Here is a 15,878-nt window from a genome sequence, read left to right on the forward strand (position 1 = left end):
TCAGGAGTCAGGTTTTCATGTCGCTCACTACCGAAGAAAAATCGGCCATCGTCGAGAAGCACAAGCGCGATGCCAACGACACCGGTTCGCCGGAGGTCCAGGTCGCGCTGCTGACGGCCCGCATCCAGCATCTGATGGGGCACTTCGACAAGCACAAGCAGGATCATCACTCGCGCCGCGGCCTGCTGAAGATGGTCAGCCAGCGTCGCAAGCTGCTGACCTACCTCAAGCGCCACGACCAGGACCGCTATCAGGCCCTGGTTCAGGAGCTTGGGCTGCGCCGCTAAGGCCGGCACGACAGGCCCGCGCCACTGGTGCGGGCCTGTTCGCTTTCGGGGCCGCGCAATGGCCCGCGAAGGCCAGAATTCAGGCATCAACGTTGGATGAACACGGGAAACGGGAAATAACGTGGCATACAAGAAGTCGTTCCAGTACGGAAACCATACGGTCACCTTCGAAACCGGTGACATCGCTCGCCAGGCCAGTGGCGCCGTCCTCGTCAACATGGCCGAGACCGTGGTCCTGGTCACCGTGGTCGCCCGCAAGGAGGCCGATGCGGGACGCGACTTCTTTCCCCTGACCGTGAACTACCAGGAACGCACCTACGCCGCGGGCAAGATCCCCGGCGGGTTCTTCAAGCGCGAAGGGCGTCCGAGCGAGAAGGAGACCCTGACCTCGCGCCTGATCGATCGCCCGATCCGCCCGCTGTTCCCGGAAGGCTTCAAGAACGAGACCCAGGTGGTCGCGACGGTGATGTCGATCAACCCCGAGGTGGATCCCGACATCCCCGCGATGCTCGGCACGTCCGCGGCGCTGGCGCTGTCCGGGGTCCCGTTCGCGGGTCCGATCGGGGCCGCGCGGGTTGGCTACCGCGCCGGCGAGTACCTGCTGAACCCGACCTACAGCGCGCTGGAGGAGTCCGACCTCGATCTGGTCGTGGCCGGCACCGAGAATGCCGTGCTGATGGTTGAATCCGAGGCCAACCAACTCTCCGAAGAGGCGATGCTGGGGGCGGTCATGTTCGGCCACGAGCAGATGCAGGCCGCGATCCAGGCGATCCGCGAGCTGGCGGCCGAGGCCGGCAAGCCGGCCTGGGAGTGGGAGGCCCCGGCCACCAGCGATTCGCTGGAGGATCAGGTGAAGGCCGTAGTGGGCGATGCCCTGGTCGAGGCCTACCAGATTGCCGAGAAACAGGCGCGTACCCAGCGCATCGGCGAGCTGCGCACCCAGGCCGTCGAGGCCCTCGCCAGCGACGCCGAGTCCGGCCCATCGGCGGATGCCATCAAGACCGCCTTCCACGATCTCGAGTACCGTCTGGTGCGCGATCGCATCCTCGACGGCAATCCGCGCATCGACGGCCGCGACAACAAGACGGTCCGCCCGATCCGCATCGACACCGGCGTGCTGCCACGTGCCCACGGCTCCGCGGTGTTCACGCGCGGCGAGACCCAGGCCATGGTAGTCGCGACGCTGGGGACCGACCGTGACGCCCAGGTGATCGACGCGATCGAGGGCGAGCGCCGCGACCGCTTCATGCTGCACTACAACTTCCCGCCCTACTGCACCGGCGAGACCGGATTCGTGGGCTCGCCCAAGCGCCGCGAGATCGGGCACGGGCGTCTGGCCAAGCGCGGCGTCGCCGCGGCCATGCCGAACGACGAGGACTTCCCGTACGTGGTCCGCGTGGTCTCCGAGATCACCGAATCCAACGGCTCCAGCTCCATGGCCTCGGTGTGCGGTACGTCGCTCGCGTTGATGGATGCCGGGGTGCCGCTGAAGGCGCCGGTCGCGGGGATCGCGATGGGCCTCATCAAGGAAGGGGACCGCTTTGCGGTGCTGTCCGACATCCTCGGAGACGAGGACCACCTGGGCGACATGGACTTCAAGGTCGCCGGGACGTCGGACGGCGTCACCGCCCTGCAGATGGATATCAAGATCGACGGCATTACCCGCGAGATCATGGAGCAGGCGCTGGCGCAGGCGCGCGAGGGCCGCATGCACATCCTCGGCTGCATGAACGAGGTGCTGCCGCGTCATCGCGACGAGATGTCCTCCCACGCGCCGCGCTTCATCACCATGAAGATCAACCCGGACAAAATCCGCGATGTGATCGGCAAGGGCGGGGCCACCATCCGGGCCCTGACCGAGGAGACCGGCGCGAGCATCGACATCCAGGACGACGGGACGGTCAAGGTTGCCTCCACCGACCAGGCGGCGGGTCTCGAGGCCAAGCGCCGCATCGAGGAGCTGACCGCGGATATCGAGGTGGGCCGGCAGTACACCGGCAAGGTCGCCAAGATCATGGATTTCGGCGCGTTCGTCTCCATCCTGCCGGGCCGCGACGGCCTGGTGCACATCTCGCAGATCTCCGACGAGCGAGTCGAGAACGTGGGCGATTTCCTCGCCGAGGGGGATTCCGTGACGGTTCGCGTACTCGAAGTGGACAAGCAGGGGCGCATTCGTCTGAGCATGAAGGCAGTCGAACCCGAGTCCTGATCGGGCTCGTTTCGTTCACGGGCACCGGGTTGCGGTGCCCGGCCATTCAGATTCGGGACGCTTCGGCATGGATCTCGTCAGCATTCGCAAGAGCTACCGGCGCTACGCCCGTCATTACGACGCGACGTTCGGGCGGGTGTTCGCGACCGGGCGCGCAAGTGCGCAGGAAACCCTGGCACCGCTCTCCGGCAAGCGCATCCTCGAGGTCGGGGTGGGTACGGGCATCTCGCTGCCGGACTACCCGGACGACTGCGAGGTCGTCGGGATCGATGTCTCCCGGGAGATGCTGGAGGTCGCACGGGGCCGCCTGAACGGGGGACTCCCGGCCGTATCCGGGCTTTGCGAAATGGACGCGGAGCAACTCGGCTTTGCCGACAACAGCTTCGATGCGGTGGTGGCGATGTACGTGGCCACGGTGGTGCCGAACCCCGACGCCCTGTTCGCCGAGATGTGGCGGGTCTGTCGCCCCGGCGGTCGCCTGCTGGTGGTGAATCACTTCGCCTCGCAGCAATGGCTGTTGCGCGGCTTCGAGCGCTGCCTGCGCCCGCTGTCCAAGGCCGTCGGATTTCGCCCCGATATGGAGTTCGAGGACTTTGTCCGCGTCACCGGGCAGGAACCCTGCATGGTCGCCCCGGCCAGCCTGTTCGGCTACTGGAAACAGGTCGAATTCCGCAAGCCTGCCTGAGCGGCGCCGCTCGCCGGGCTCCGCTACAAGCACTGCCTTGGAATGCCCCCTAGGGGCCGCCCCGGGAGATCGCCACGTCGCTACGCTCCTCGCGATGACGGGGCGCGTGATGATTCCGGGGTGTGTCAGAGGCGTGTGAAGAGCGGCAGCTCGTGGCGGCGCGCATTGGCCGCGATGAAGCGGCCTCGCCCGTCCTGTTCGCGGTCCAGGCGCGCCTGCTCGGTGGACGCCTCGCCGACGATCGTGGCCAGGAAGACCTCCAGTTCGCCCCCGTCCACCCGCAGGCGCCCAAACGGTGACCCGTCCGCGGCGGCGTGCCAGAACAGCCGCGGCTGCCAGTTGCAGCCCTGGATCTTCGGGTGCTGGAAGAGCGCGATCAGGCGGTGTTCGAGTGCGTCGGGCATGGGAACCTCGGTCGGGCTGTAGCGGACGAAAGCCTCAGAGAGACGTCTGAGTGGCCCTGGCCGTCGCGCCAGTGGTCGGAAAAGGCGTTACTGTAGAGGAACCCGCCCACCGCGTCAGAGGATCCGACGAATGGCCATCGACTGGAAGCGCTATGACCCCGCCCCGTTCTATGACGAACTGATCAATAAGCCCGGCAAGCCGCGCGGGCCGGGCAAGGCGCTGGCGGAATACCTGGCCTCGCTGGACGAGGGCGAGATCCACAGCCGCAAGCAGGCCGCGGACAGCGCGATCCTCGAGATGGGGATCAGCTTTACGGTGTATACCGAGGGCGAGAATATCGACCGCGCCTGGCCGTTCGACATCATCCCCCGGGTGATCGCGCGCAAGGAGTGGGACCAGGTGTCCGCCGGCCTGGAGCAGCGCCTGAACGCGCTGAATCTCTTTATCGACGACATCTACAACGAGCAGCGCATTTTTCAGGACAAGGTGATCCCGCGCTACGTTCTGAACCAGTCGAAGAATTTCCGCGAGCAGTGCATCGGCATCAAGCCGCCGCAGGGCGTCTGGGCGCATATCTGCGGTACCGACCTGGTGCGCGACGGATCGGGGCAGTTCTACGTACTGGAGGACAACCTGCGCGTCCCGTCCGGGGTGTCCTACATGCTGGAGAACCGCCAGGTCACCAAGCGCGTGTTCCCGGAGATGTTCGAGAGCTCCAGCATCCTGCCGGTGGATGAATACCCGACTCAGCTGTTCGACATGCTGGCGTCGATCTCGCCGCGCCCGCAGGACTATCCCGAGATCGCGGTGCTGACGCCCGGCATCTACAATTCCGCGTACTTCGAGCACTCCTTCCTGGCCCAGCGCATGGGCGCCGAGCTCGTGGAGGGCGCGGACCTGGTCGTCGGGGACGACGACTGCGTCTACATGCGCACCATCGACGGTCTTGAGCGCGTGGACGTGATCTACCGCCGCATCGACGACGAATTCCTCGACCCGGAGGTGTTCAACCCCGATTCGATGCTGGGCGTGCCCGGACTGATGCGCGCCTGGCGCAAGGGGAACGTGGGCCTGGCCAACGCCCCCGGTGCCGGCGTGGCCGACGACAAGGTGATGTACGCCTATGTCCCCGAGATCATCCGTTACTACCTGGACCAGGAACCGATCATCCCCAATGTGCCGACCTATCTCTGCGTGAACGAGAAGGATCGCGCCTATGTGCTGGACCACCTCGACGAGCTGGTGGTGAAGCCGGCCAACGAGTCCGGCGGCTACGGCATGCTGGTGGGCCCGCACGCGACCAAGAAGCAGCGGGCCGAGTTTGCCCAGCTGATCAAGAAGGACCCGCGCAACTATATCGCCCAGCCGACGCTGGATCTTTCCGTCGCCCCGACCCTGTGCGGCGACGAGATCGAGCCGCGCCATCTGGACCTGCGCCCGTTCATCCTGCAGGGGGTGCGCACCGACGTGACCGCCGGCGGGCTGACGCGCGTGGCCATGCGCAAGGGCTCGCTGGTGGTGAACTCCTCGCAGGGCGGGGGCAGCAAGGACACCTGGATCGTGGACGAGGAGAACTGAGATGCTCTCGAGAGTCGCCGAACGCGTTTACTGGATGGCGCGCTATGTCGAGCGCGCCGAGAATACGGCACGCATGGTCACGGCCTTCAATCTGCTGGCGCTGGACATGCCGAAATCGGTGCAGGTGTCGTGGAAGGGCCTGGTAGAGGTCACCGGCAACGAGGACCTGTTCGATAACCACTATCAGCGGGACGATGAACGCAATTGCGTGAAATTCCTGCTGGCGGATGCCGACAACCCGAGTTCGGTGCTCAACTCCCTGCGGGCGGCGCGCGAGAATGTGCGTACCACCCGCGACCTGGTTCCCTCCGAGGCCTGGGAGGTGATGAACGAGCTGTACCTGTTCGCCCGTGACCATATCGATCAGGGCATCGGCAAGCGCGGCCGGTTCGAGTTTCTCTCCGAGGTGGTTCAGCGCTGCCAGACCCTGACAGGGCTGCTGGCCGGCACCATGAGTCATGATGCGGCCTATGACTTCATCCGCCTGGGGCGCAATCTGGAGCGCGCCGACATGTCCACCCGGCATGTCGACGTGGGCGCCCTCAAACTCCTGAAAAAGGACGGCGAGGATCCCGAGCCCTACGAGGGGCTGCTATGGACCAGCATCCTGCGTTCGGGGAGTGGCTTTCAGATGTACCGCCAGCATGTGAAGCGGCGGATCAACGGTGTGGACGTGGTGCGGTTCCTGCTGCAGGACACCGCCTTCCCGCGTTCGGTGACCCACGCCCTGACTCAGGTGCAGGATGCGCTGGAGAAGCTGCCGCGCAACGAACTGCCGCTGCGCCTGGTGATCCAGGCGCGCCGCCACGCCTCCAGTGCGCATGTGGAGGAGCTGATCGCGGAAGACGGCCTGCATGCCTTCATGGATGTGCTGCAGCGGGATATCGGGGACATCCACGGTGCGAACGTGGAGACCTGGTTCCGGATCGCGCCGGCGCAAACCCAGACGCAGGCGGCATAGGGAGGTAGTCGATGGATCGCGGGTGAAGCTGCGATCCGTTCAGCGGCGGGACTTTTTCGCTTTGCTCGAAGCGGGCGTTGCGGCCTTGCCGGAGCCGCGGCTGACGCGGGTCCCGCGCTGCTTGCGCGCGTGGGCGGACTCCCAGTCGAAGCGCGGCAGGTCGGTGAAGGCCTTCTTGATGTTGGTGTCCCAGGCCTGGGTGAGCGAGCGCAGGTAGGCGTCGTCGGTCTCCAGGCACAGGTAATGGTCGAAGGTCAGGGTGCCGCGCTCGTAGACCATGACCTCGATCGGGGGCCCCACAGTCAGGTTCGAACGAATGGTCGAGTCGATGGAGACCAGCGCGCAGCGCGCGGCATCCCCCAGCGGGGTGGCCGGTTCGATGATGCGGTCCAGGATCGGCTTGCCGTACTTGCTCTCGCCGATCTGCAAAAAGCGCGTCTGCTGCGAGGTGGTGATGTAGTTGCCCTGCGGGTAGACCATGAAGATCGCCGGGGCATCGTCGCCGATCTGGCCGCCGATGATCAGGGTAGCCTCGGCCTTGATGCCGGAGCGGGACAGGGCCTCGGAATGCTTCTCCGCCTCTTCGCGGTTGAGCCGGCCGAGGTATTCGGCGGCATCCGACATGCGCTCCACCGTCGCCAGGCTTTCCTCGGCGCCTTCCTCCATGTCGCGCTTGAGCTGCTGCACCACCGACTGCGTGGTGGCCAGGTTGCCGGCCGCGAGGACCACGAATACCCGCTGCCCCTCGATCTCGAAGGTGTGCATCTTGCTGTAGGTGCTCACCTGGTCCACGCCCGCATTGGTGCGGGAGTCGGAGGCGAAGACGAGGCCGTCGTCCAGGTCGATGGCGACACAGTAGGTCATGGGGGCGCGGGTTTCCGGGCAAGGCAGTGACGGCATACTAGGGCTGGGGTCGGGGGGCGTCAACGCAGTGTCGCGTTGAGTGCCGTCGGCGGATGCACCGAACCGGTGCCCCCGCCGCGTGGTCTGCAGGCCTACTGAATGCGTGTTCTTGCGAGGAGATGCCGATGTTTCGTTCCGGCCTGTGGCTGTTGCTGACCCTGCTGTTCCTGCCCACGTTGGCGAGTGCCGATGCGCTCGAGCCCGATGCCCTGATCGAGCGCATGCAGGCGGGCGGGCTGGTGATCTACTGGCGCCACGCCGCGACCGATCACAGCCGCCGCGATCAGGACCTGACCGACATGAGCCGCTGCGAACTGCAGCGCAATCTGGACGACCGCGGACGCGAGCAGGCGCGCCGGGTCGGCGCCGGCTTCGAGCGTCACGCGATCCCGGTCGAGCGCATCCTGAGCTCGGCGTTCTGCCGCAATATCGACAGCGCCCGGATCGCCTTCGGCGAGGGCTCCTGGGAGGTTCGGGACGACCTGTTCAACGTGCCGCCGGTGCGCGACCGTCAGCGACAGCAGGCGCTGGTGACGGCCCTGCGGGACTATCTCGTGACGCCGCCGGAGGATGGCGACAGCAACGTGGTGATCGTGGGGCACAACATCAACCTCCAGCGCGCGGCGCAAGTGCGCATCGACGAAGGCGAGATCGCGGTGTTCGAGCCGGGCGGGGATGCGCCCCGCGTGCTCGGCATACTGACCCCCGAGGATTTCGACTAAGCGACCCCAGCCCGCCCTGGCGGGCCGGGGTCGCGTGGCCGGGCAGAATGATGCCGGAGCGTCTACGCAAAGGGGAGGGCGGAAAGATCGGGGGTGATGTGGTGAGGAACGGGATGGTGGGTGGAGTACTGGCCCTGATGCTGGCGATGGTGGCTCCGGCCGGCGCCGAGCCGCTGGCACCGAAGGCCCTGATCGAGCGCCTGCAGGCGGGCGGGCTGGTGATCTACTGGCGGCATGCGGCCACGGATCGGTCGCACGACGACTATGACCTCTCCGACATGACGGACTGCGAAGGGCAGCGCAACCTGAGCACCCGCGGGCGGGAACAGGCGCGGCAGGTGGGCAAGGGCTTCGAGCGGCACGCCATACCGGTCGAGCAGGTGCTGACCAGCGAGTTCTGCCGTAACTGGGAGACCGCGCACTACGGGTTCGGCGAGTACGAGATCCGGACCGAACTCTACAATCTGCCGATTATTCAGGATGCTGCGCGCCGCGAGGAGCTGATCGAAGGGCTGCGGCGGCACCTGAACACGCCGCCCGAGGCCCCGGGGAAGAACATTGTGATCGTGGGCCATGACCTGAACCTGCGCCACGCCGCGGAGGTGGAGATCGACGAGGCCGAGATGGCCGTGTTCGAGCCGCATACTGACGGGCCGCGTCTGCTCGGAACGCTGCAGCCCGATGACCTGATGCACTGAGCCAGGAAAACTCGGATCCATGCACACAATCGCGCGCCCGTCGCTTGGGTGTGGCGCGCGTGGTGAAGGCCGGCCCCGGGTCGGGGCCGGGGCGGGTCGGTCAGTAGAGGAAATCCGGCAGGTGCTTGCGCAGGCTGGCGGCGTCGGTGGACTTGGTCACGTTCTTGGCCACCTCGGCGGTAACGCTCTGGGCGACGGTCGGGTCCAGTACCTCGCGCAGGGCGCCCAAGAAAGTCGGCGCGGCGACGATCACGAGTCGCTTGAAGGTGCCCTCGTGATAGGCGGCCTTGAGCCGCTCGGCGACTTGGCGGGCAAAACGGTTGCGTTCGTTGGCGGCGGGATCGGTACTCTCCTGCATGGCGTGCCGCGCATCCCCGCTGGCACTGCTCCAGCTGCGCCCGGGGCGATCCGAGACGAGATCCTGGTTGTGGGCGCGGGACTCGCTGTGCGAGAGCGTCTCGCTCTCGTGCATCCCCTGACAGGCGCGGCCCTCGCAGGCAAAGATGCGGGCGCGCGCGGCATCGGCGACAACGATCCAGACAGTGTCCATGCAGATCCTCCTGTGGCGTAGACGGTGGCCCCGGGTACCCGTTGGACGGGGCGACGGGACCGCTGCGGGGCCGGCCCGGCAGGCACCGGCCCCGTCTTCGAGTGTAGATGCTCTGCAGCGGCTTGGGGTGGTATCGCAAAGCGCAGGGCCTGTTCCGTGCGGGCGCGCACGGCGTACGGCGCGGTACCCTGATGCCATGTATGCGCGAGCCAAGGTAAAGACCCCATGAGCCTCCTGACCTGGCTGGGTATCCTCGTCTGCCTCTCTCAATCGGCGATCCTGTCCGGGCTCAATCTCGGGCTGTTCTCGCGCAGCAAGCTGGAACTGGAGGTCCAGGCGCAGAAGGGGGATCCGCGCGCGGAACGCCTGCTGGCCCTGCGCGGCGATGCGAACTTTGCACTGGTGACCATCCTCTGGGGCAATGTCGCCGTCAACGTGCTCCTGGCGCTGCTGTCGGGCTCGGTGATGGGGGGCGTGGCGGCGTTCCTGTTCTCCACGGTCGTGATCACGATCTTTGCCGAGATCCTGCCGCAGTCCTATTTCTCCCGGCACGCGCTGAAGGTGGCCGGGGCGCTCTATCCGCTGCTGCGGTTCTACCAGTTCCTGATGTATCCGGTGGCGCGCCCCACGGCCTGGGTGCTGGATCGCTGGCTCGGCGGCGAGGAGATCCGGTTCTTTCCGGAGCGCGATCTGCACTATCTGATCGATCTGCATATGCAGGCGCACGGCAGCGAGATCACGCGGGTCGAGGGCCGCGGTGCCCGCAATTTCCTGGAGCTGGACGACATCCTGGTGCAGCACGAGGGGCAGGCGCTGGATCCGGACAGCGTGGTCGCCATGGAATTCGCGGACGGGCGCCCGGTCTTCCCCGCGATCGCGCCGCGGACCGATGATCCGTTCCTGGTTCGGCTCAATCGGCCGGGGCGGGGATGGATAGTGATTACCGACCCCGAAGGCGAGCCGCGCACGGTGATCCGGGTCCCGGAGTTTACCCGCGAGGCCCTGTTTGCACCGGAACGCTTTGATCCCCAGCATCACTGCCATCATCCTCTGGTGGTGCGTGATGGGGGCCGACGTCTGGGCGGGCTGGTGCCGCATTTCAAGGTGCGCCCGGCCAGCAGTGGCGACACCGTGGTCGGCGACGATGTCATCCTGCTGTGGACCGATGATCAGCGCCGCATCCTGAGCGGGACCGATATCCTCGGCCGTTTGCTGCGCGGTGTGGGGCAGCCGGCCCCGGCCGACACCCCGGGAGCGGTCTGAGCGCGAGCGCAGGAGGCCGAAACGAATGGAATTCAGGACCGTGGGCGGGGCGGGTATAACGCCCTATCTGGACGCCGTGGCACGCCTGCGTATCGCGGTGTTCCGCGAGTGGCCGTACCTCTACGACGGCAGTGCGGAGTACGAGGCGCGGTACCTGCAGGACTACGCGGACTGCCCGGACAGCACGCTGGTGCTGGCGCTGGAAGATGGCCGTGTGGTGGGCGCTTCCACCGCGTTGCCTCTGGCCGCGGCCGAGGCGGAATTCCAGGCCCCGTTTCGCGAGCAGGGGCTGGACCCGGCGGCGTACTACTACCTCGCGGAGTCAGTGCTGGAGCCGGAGTTTCGTGGTCAGGGAGCCGGGCACCGGTTTTTCGCCGCGCGCGAGGCGGCGGCCCGCCGGTTGGGGTTTGCGCATGCCACCTTCTGTGCGGTGGTGCGCCCGCAGGATCACCCGCGGCGCCCGGCGGACTATCGGCCGCTGGACGGTTTCTGGAGGAGGCGCGGCTACACCCGGGCCGAGGGCCTGGTCTGCCAGTTTCCCTGGCCGGATATTGGCGAGACGCAGGAAACCCACAAGCCATTGCAGTTCTGGTGGCGCCGGCTGTGAAAGCGGTCGCGGGGGTTACGCCCCCGAGTCGTCGCCCTGCGGATCGTTGTCCCCCTTGAGCATGCCGGCCAGCCCGGCAAACGGGTTGTGCGTGGCCGTGGTGCCGCCCGTCTTGCCGCTTCCGGGGGTGGCATCGGTATAGCGCTGGTGCTCGTTGTCGTGGCAGTACAGGCACAGCAGTTCCCAGTTGCTGCCGTCCGGGGGGTTGTTGTCGTGGTTGTGGTCGCGGTGGTGCACCGTCAGCTCGCGCAGATTGGCGCGGGTGAACTCCCGCCCGCAGCGCCCGCAAACCCACGGATACATCTTCAGGGCCTGCTCGCGATAGCCGCGTTCGCGCTCCGCCTGGTCGCGCCGACTGCGGGCCACCAGATCGTCAAGACGGTTGGGGGTCGAGTGGGTCATGGGGCGTTCTCCAGAGGTTGCTGCATCGAGCGTAGCTTTGATGCGCCGGCGCGGCCAGTCAGTCCAGGTCTCGAAGGTATTGCGTTAGCGCATCGAGGCTGCGTTCGTGGCCGGAGGGGAGGGGGGCTTGCGGGTCCTGCAGCCACGCGGCGATGTCGGCGAAGGTGGTTCCGGCGCGGGTGTAGCGGGTCAGCATGTGGTAGCCCTCGGGGTAGAGCACGGCGCGGTGGGCACCGGACTCCTGCGCGGAAAGCCCCTCCAGCAGGCGCGCCAGGGGGCGCGGTGGCACGAGGTCGTCGCGCGCCCCGTAGAGGGTCAGGCTGGGCGCGGGCAGGTCGGGACCGGTCTCCAGCGCGCGGGTCATCAGGGTGGTCAGGCCGTCGAGGGCATCGATGCGCGCGTCGCGCAGCACGAGCGGGTCGTCGCGCATCTGTTGCAGCACGGCGGGGTCGTCGGTGGGACGGATATCCAGTTCCGCCGCCATCTCGCCGTCCAGGCGCCAGCCGGGCGCCAGGCGCGCTCCCAGCCACAGGCCGAAGCGCTGATACCAGGGCATGTCGCCCCGGCTCCAGACGGCCGGGGCGATCAGCACCGTGCCGGCTACAAGGGGTGTCCCGTCCCCGGCATCGGGCGCCTCCGCCGCGGCCAGCAGGGCGACCGCGCCGCCCATGCTCTTGCCGACCAGGTAGGGCGTGCGATCGGGATAACGCGCCTGCAGCAGCCGCAGCGCGGTGCGGGCGTCCTCGGCCATGATCCGATGACCGGACCAGTAGCCGGCATTGCGCGTGCCGCCGAAGCCGCGCTGGTCGTAGGCGTAGACTGCGATGGCATGCTCGGCGAGGGCCTCGCCCAGGGCCTGCATGCTGCCGCCGTGGTCGTTGAATCCGTGCAGGGCCAGCACCACCTGATCCGGGGTCTCCGGACCCCAGCGATGCAGCGGCAGTCGATCACCATCTGCGGTGTGGATGACCTCGGGGGCGAGGATTGGTACGCGGGACTCGCCACCGGACGGGTTGGGCACCGCTCCGGCACAGCCGGCCAGCCACAGGATGGTCAGAGGCAGCAGCAGGAGACCCCGGGCGTGGCTACCGAGCATCGCCTTTGTCGTTGTCGTCGGCGGCGTCAACGGCACGCGGGGGGAACAGGAATTCCCGCGGGCGTTCGCGCAGATGATGGCCGTAGGCGCGGAAGACGCGGCCGAAGGCCCCCATGCGCACGCCCCGGGCGCGCAGCGCGACGTACAGCGCGAGGCCGAAACTGACCCACAGGTTGACGGCCCCGATCAGCAGCACGAAGACCAGGAACAGCGTGAATATCCCCGGCCCGGGTGCCTCGCTGGCGGTGACATAGCCGAGATTGGCCGAGGCGAAGGCCACGTGCTGGATATCCAGCGGCAGGCTCAGCAGGTAGCCGACATATCCGGTGACCCCGAGCAGGACGCCGAACAGGAAGTTCCCGATCAGGGCCCCGTAGTTGTAGCCGATCCAGTCAGCCAGGCGGTGGCGGGCGCCGGCGGGCAGCAGGCGGCGCAGCCAAGGGTGTTCCCGCAGCCGGCCGGGCAGGTCGAGATAGGCGCAGCGGTTGTCGAAGAACCCGGCGATCAGGCCGGAGACGAACAGCCAGACCCCGGCGATCGCGGCGAAGAACAGCGCCAGCCCCATGATCGGGCGCAGGCCGTCCATCAGGTAGTCGGCCTCCTGGCCGGACAGGATCGGGGCCTCGAACAGGCGGGCGGAAAACAGCCCGATCAGGATCGCGGTGGGCAGGGCGATGCCCACGTTGCCCAGCACCGCGGCAAACTGCGAGCGTCCCACCCGCATCAGGAGGTCCGCCATCTTGCGCGGGTCGGCCGTCCCCCGTTCGCTCTCCTCGATGGCGGCGGCCAGGCGCGCGGCGGTCATCGCCGGCTGTTTGGTGGCGACGGTGAAGTGCAGGATGTGGATGAGCACGAAGCCGAGCCCGTAGTTCAGGCTGGTCCACAGTGTGTAGGCCGCCTGGGACAGATCCAGGGCCCCGATCTGGATCTTGATCAGCGCCATAACCGCGATAATCAGCCCGGCGCCGGCCCCGGAGCGCAGCATCTGGAAGTATTCGCCGCGCGACTGGGTGATGTAGTGCTCGCCGGTGTCGCTGACATGCTGGGTAATGCTGCGCGAGACCAGCTTGATGTTGTCCTGCCACAGCGCGCGCACCCCGTGCTGGCGGGCGCTGATGGTGATGAGTTCGCGGAACACGCCGACCGAGGCGGCGCGGGTATCGCGCTCCGCATCGGGTTCCAGCAGGTCGAGCAGCTTGTGGATGCGCCGGAGGGTCTGGTCCAGGCGTTCCAGCAGGTGGGTCAGGGACAGGCTGTTGCCGTGGGTGATGGCCAGCTGGCGCAGGCGCGCGATCTGCTCGCCGCACTGCTCCAGCAGCACGCGGGCGTGGCGGTCGTCCATGCGTTCGCGGTTGGGGTCCTCCAGCGCGGCACGATAGTCGCGCACGTAGGCGGAGATCTCGCGCTCCTGGGCCACAAACGCCGAGTTGCGCTCCGCGATCGACGGGTCCAGGCGCAGGAGTTCCGGTTCCAGTTCCTCGGCCGCCACCCAGATGGACAGCATCTCCAGGGCGTAGAGGATCTCCTCGCGGGCCCGGTGCAGGACCCCGGGATGCTCGCCGGACAGGCAGCCCAGTGCCTCCAGCAGGCGCCACCAGGCATCGTCCGGAAGGGCAGCGACCCATACCGCATCGTCGGTCTGATGAAAGACGTGAAACAGCACGTCCTTCAGATCCTGGCGATCCATCGGGCGCGGGTTGATGCGCTCGTAGATCAGCTCCGCCGCCTCGCGGAAGAACCCCTTGCGCGAGAACAGGCCGATCCCGGTGTACAGCGTCAGGTGCCGGGCGTCCTCCAGCCCGTCCTCCAGTCGCTGACGCAGCCGTTCCTGCAGGCCCGGGTGGTCCGCGAGCGCCAGGGTCAGTTGTTCGATCCGGCCGATAACCGGGGCCACATTGCGGGGATCTTCCGGGCGCAGCCAGTCGACGAGTTCGCGCAGGGTCTCGGCCAGGTCGAGGTCGGCATCTTCCACGCGGGCCAGGAGGTGTTCCGCGTCCTGCTTTGTCATGACAATCCCTGTGGCGGCTGGGCTGGCGTAGCATTATACGAGGCCATACGGGGGTTGTGTCGGCGCGTTGCAGGGGCTCCGATGCGGCCCGGAGATTGAGCTTGAGGCCCGCTGCGTTCACAATACGCCCCTCAATTCTCCCGTGTACTCACGCAGGCCGGCGGTAGCAGGCGGCTTGCGTAACCTGTGCGCGGACGCCCCGCGCGGGTTCGGGCCGCGACGCGCGGGACCCATGGGGCCCAGGCCCCGGCCCAGAGCGAATCGATGATCCAGCTGCGTACCTACGTCTACATGGATTCCCTCCAGCCGCAGCTGGCGGAATACATGGCTACGGTCTCCCAGGGCTTTCTGCCCGTACCGGGGGACTCCTGCCTGTGGGTGGAGGTTTCGCCGGGGATGGCGGTGCACCGTCTGACCGACGTGGCGCTGAAGGCGACCAACGTGCACCTCGCGCAGCAGGTCGTGGAGCGCGAGTTCGGTTCCATGGTGATCCACCACCGCGACCAGAGCGAGGTGCAGGAGGCCGGTCGCGTGCTGCTCTCGCGCCTGGGCGCCAGCCAGGAGGATCGTCAGCCCTGCCGCATCCCCTGGCAGGAGACCATCCGCGGGATGACCCCGGATCACACCGTGCTGATCAACCGCCAGAACCGCCGCGGGAACATGATCCTGCCGGATCAGAGCATGTTCATCCTCGAGGCGGAGCCGGCCGGCTACATCATCTATGCCGCGAATCAGGCGTTGAAGGCGGCCAATGTGTCGCTGATCGATGTGCGCGCGGTGGGCGCCTTCGGGCGTCTGACCCTGGCCGGCCGCGAGGGCGACGTGGACGAGGCGGCGCGCGCGGCGATCCACGCGCTGCACAACCCCGCCGGTACCTGAGATGCATCGCGCGCAGCTGCTGGACCTGCTCGCCCGTCACCAGACGACCTTCATCGAGGAGGCCGGCTTCGTCCGCCGCGCGCTGGATTTCGTCAACGACCACCCGGACTGCTTCAATTGCGACCTGACGCCGGCCCACGTGACCGGCTCGGCCTGGGTGGTCAGTCCGGATCGCGAGCAGGCCCTGTTGCTGCTGCACGGCAAGCACCATCGCTGGTTCCAGCCAGGCGGGCATGCCGATGGTCAGGCGGATATCCTGCAGGTGGCGCTGCGCGAGACACACGAGGAAACCGGCTTGTCCCCCGAGCATATCCGGCTCGTCGAGGAAGACATCTTCGACCTGGATATCCACACCATCCCCGCCAGCCCGCATTTCCCGATGCACGAGCACATCGACGTGCGCTTCCTGCTGGAGATCGATGACCGCCTGCCGGTGCCCGGCAGCCACGAGTCGCACGACATCCTGTGGGTCCCGCTGCAGCATGTCTCGCGCTACAACAACAGCCGTTCCCTGTGGCGGATGGTGGAGAAGACCCGCCGCCTGCGTACCTACCGGCACATTCACCCGCGCTGATCCCGTTTGCTGGATGGGCCGGCGATGTTTCCGCCCGCCCGACAGGGCGCT

17 protein-coding genes are annotated in these 15,878 nt (G+C 67.3%); 11 read left to right on the plus strand and 6 right to left on the minus strand.

Features of this window, described 5'->3' with window-relative positions; translation table 11 throughout:
- The first annotated feature begins 17 nt into the window (after positions 1 to 17).
- The 3 genes from rpsO to D105_RS0100460 all read left to right on the plus strand — a co-directional run bounded on the left by rpsO (position 18) and on the right by D105_RS0100460 (position 3,181).
- Entirely contained in the window at positions 18 to 287 is a 270-nt protein-coding gene (gene rpsO / locus D105_RS0100450; protein ID WP_018867806.1) for a 30S ribosomal protein S15, read from the plus strand.
- Positions 288 to 408: 121 nt separating this feature from the next.
- Positions 409 to 2,496: a polyribonucleotide nucleotidyltransferase gene (pnp, locus tag D105_RS0100455; RefSeq protein ID WP_018877169.1), complete on the plus strand. Its 2,088-nt coding sequence runs from the start codon at positions 409 to 411 to the stop codon at positions 2,494 to 2,496.
- 67 nt (positions 2,497 to 2,563) lie between these two features.
- A complete protein-coding gene (locus tag D105_RS0100460) occupies positions 2,564 to 3,181 on the plus strand; it encodes a class I SAM-dependent methyltransferase (RefSeq protein ID WP_018867808.1) in 618 nt (205 codons plus the stop codon).
- Positions 3,182 to 3,306: 125 nt separating this feature from the next.
- Here the strand turns inward: D105_RS0100460 and D105_RS0100465 are convergent, their stop codons facing one another.
- Complete coding sequence (locus D105_RS0100465) at positions 3,307 to 3,585, minus strand: hypothetical protein (RefSeq protein WP_018867809.1); 279 nt, start codon at positions 3,583 to 3,585, stop codon at positions 3,307 to 3,309.
- Positions 3,586 to 3,715: 130 nt separating this feature from the next.
- Here D105_RS0100465 and D105_RS0100470 point away from each other — a divergent pair, with 130 nt between their 5' ends.
- A complete protein-coding gene (locus D105_RS0100470; RefSeq protein ID WP_018877170.1) occupies positions 3,716 to 5,164 on the plus strand; it encodes a circularly permuted type 2 ATP-grasp protein in 1,449 nt (482 codons plus the stop codon).
- Between the two features lies 1 nt (position 5,165).
- Positions 5,166 to 6,125 (plus strand): alpha-E domain-containing protein, encoded by a 960-nt coding sequence (locus tag D105_RS0100475; RefSeq protein WP_028485126.1) that lies wholly within the window; start codon positions 5,166 to 5,168, stop codon positions 6,123 to 6,125.
- Positions 6,126 to 6,164: 39 nt separating this feature from the next.
- Here the strand turns inward: D105_RS0100475 and D105_RS0100480 are convergent, their stop codons facing one another.
- A complete protein-coding gene (locus D105_RS0100480) occupies positions 6,165 to 6,989 on the minus strand; it encodes a proteasome-type protease (protein ID WP_018867812.1) in 825 nt (274 codons plus the stop codon).
- Between the two features lie 164 nt (positions 6,990 to 7,153).
- On the opposite strand from D105_RS0100480, the gene D105_RS0100485 reads away from it, so the two are divergent.
- Both D105_RS0100485 and D105_RS0100490 read left to right on the plus strand, forming a co-directional pair.
- The gene (locus D105_RS0100485; RefSeq protein ID WP_018877171.1) at positions 7,154 to 7,750 is read left to right on the plus strand and encodes a histidine phosphatase family protein; all 597 of its coding nucleotides are present in this window, start codon (positions 7,154 to 7,156) and stop codon (positions 7,748 to 7,750) included.
- 113 nt (positions 7,751 to 7,863) lie between these two features.
- Positions 7,864 to 8,448: a histidine phosphatase family protein gene (locus tag D105_RS0100490; protein WP_018877172.1), complete on the plus strand. Its 585-nt coding sequence runs from the start codon at positions 7,864 to 7,866 to the stop codon at positions 8,446 to 8,448.
- Positions 8,449 to 8,548: 100 nt separating this feature from the next.
- On the opposite strand, the gene D105_RS0100495 is transcribed toward D105_RS0100490, so the two are convergent.
- The gene (locus D105_RS0100495; RefSeq protein ID WP_018867815.1) at positions 8,549 to 8,998 is read right to left on the minus strand and encodes a host attachment protein; all 450 of its coding nucleotides are present in this window, start codon (positions 8,996 to 8,998) and stop codon (positions 8,549 to 8,551) included.
- A 225-nt stretch (positions 8,999 to 9,223) separates the two neighbouring features.
- On the opposite strand from D105_RS0100495, the gene D105_RS0100500 reads away from it, so the two are divergent.
- Positions 9,224 to 10,261: a DUF21 domain-containing protein gene (locus tag D105_RS0100500; protein ID WP_018877173.1), complete on the plus strand. Its 1,038-nt coding sequence runs from the start codon at positions 9,224 to 9,226 to the stop codon at positions 10,259 to 10,261.
- A 25-nt stretch (positions 10,262 to 10,286) separates the two neighbouring features.
- Entirely contained in the window at positions 10,287 to 10,868 is a 582-nt protein-coding gene (locus D105_RS0100505) for a GNAT family N-acetyltransferase (RefSeq protein WP_018867817.1), read from the plus strand.
- Between the two features lie 15 nt (positions 10,869 to 10,883).
- Here the strand turns inward: D105_RS0100505 and D105_RS0100510 are convergent, their stop codons facing one another.
- The 3 genes from D105_RS0100510 to D105_RS0100520 are packed head-to-tail and all read right to left on the minus strand — an operon-like array spanning position 10,884 to position 14,374.
- Positions 10,884 to 11,270, minus strand: a complete 387-nt coding sequence (locus tag D105_RS0100510) for a YajD family HNH nuclease (RefSeq protein WP_018875905.1) — start codon at positions 11,268 to 11,270, stop codon at positions 10,884 to 10,886.
- A 58-nt stretch (positions 11,271 to 11,328) separates the two neighbouring features.
- Positions 11,329 to 12,366 carry an alpha/beta fold hydrolase gene (locus D105_RS0100515; RefSeq protein WP_018877174.1) on the minus strand — a complete coding sequence of 346 codons (1,038 nt, stop codon included), beginning with the start codon at positions 12,364 to 12,366 and terminating at the stop codon, positions 11,329 to 11,331.
- Entirely contained in the window at positions 12,356 to 14,374 is a 2,019-nt protein-coding gene (locus D105_RS0100520) for a site-specific recombinase (RefSeq protein WP_018877175.1), read from the minus strand. The genes D105_RS0100515 and D105_RS0100520 overlap by 11 nt, the downstream gene beginning before the upstream one ends.
- 264 nt (positions 14,375 to 14,638) lie before the next feature.
- On the opposite strand from D105_RS0100520, the gene D105_RS0100525 reads away from it, so the two are divergent.
- Positions 14,639 to 15,253, plus strand: coding sequence for a BMC domain-containing protein (locus D105_RS0100525; protein ID WP_018867821.1), 615 nt, complete (start codon positions 14,639 to 14,641; stop codon positions 15,251 to 15,253).
- Between the two features lies 1 nt (position 15,254).
- Positions 15,255 to 15,827, plus strand: a complete 573-nt coding sequence (locus D105_RS0100530) for an NUDIX hydrolase (protein ID WP_018875908.1) — start codon at positions 15,255 to 15,257, stop codon at positions 15,825 to 15,827.
- The last annotated feature ends 51 nt before the right edge of the window (positions 15,828 to 15,878 follow it).

Source organism: Thioalkalivibrio sp. ALE28 (assembly GCF_000377425.1).
In the GTDB taxonomy this organism is placed as follows: Bacteria; Pseudomonadota; Gammaproteobacteria; order Ectothiorhodospirales; family Ectothiorhodospiraceae; genus Thioalkalivibrio.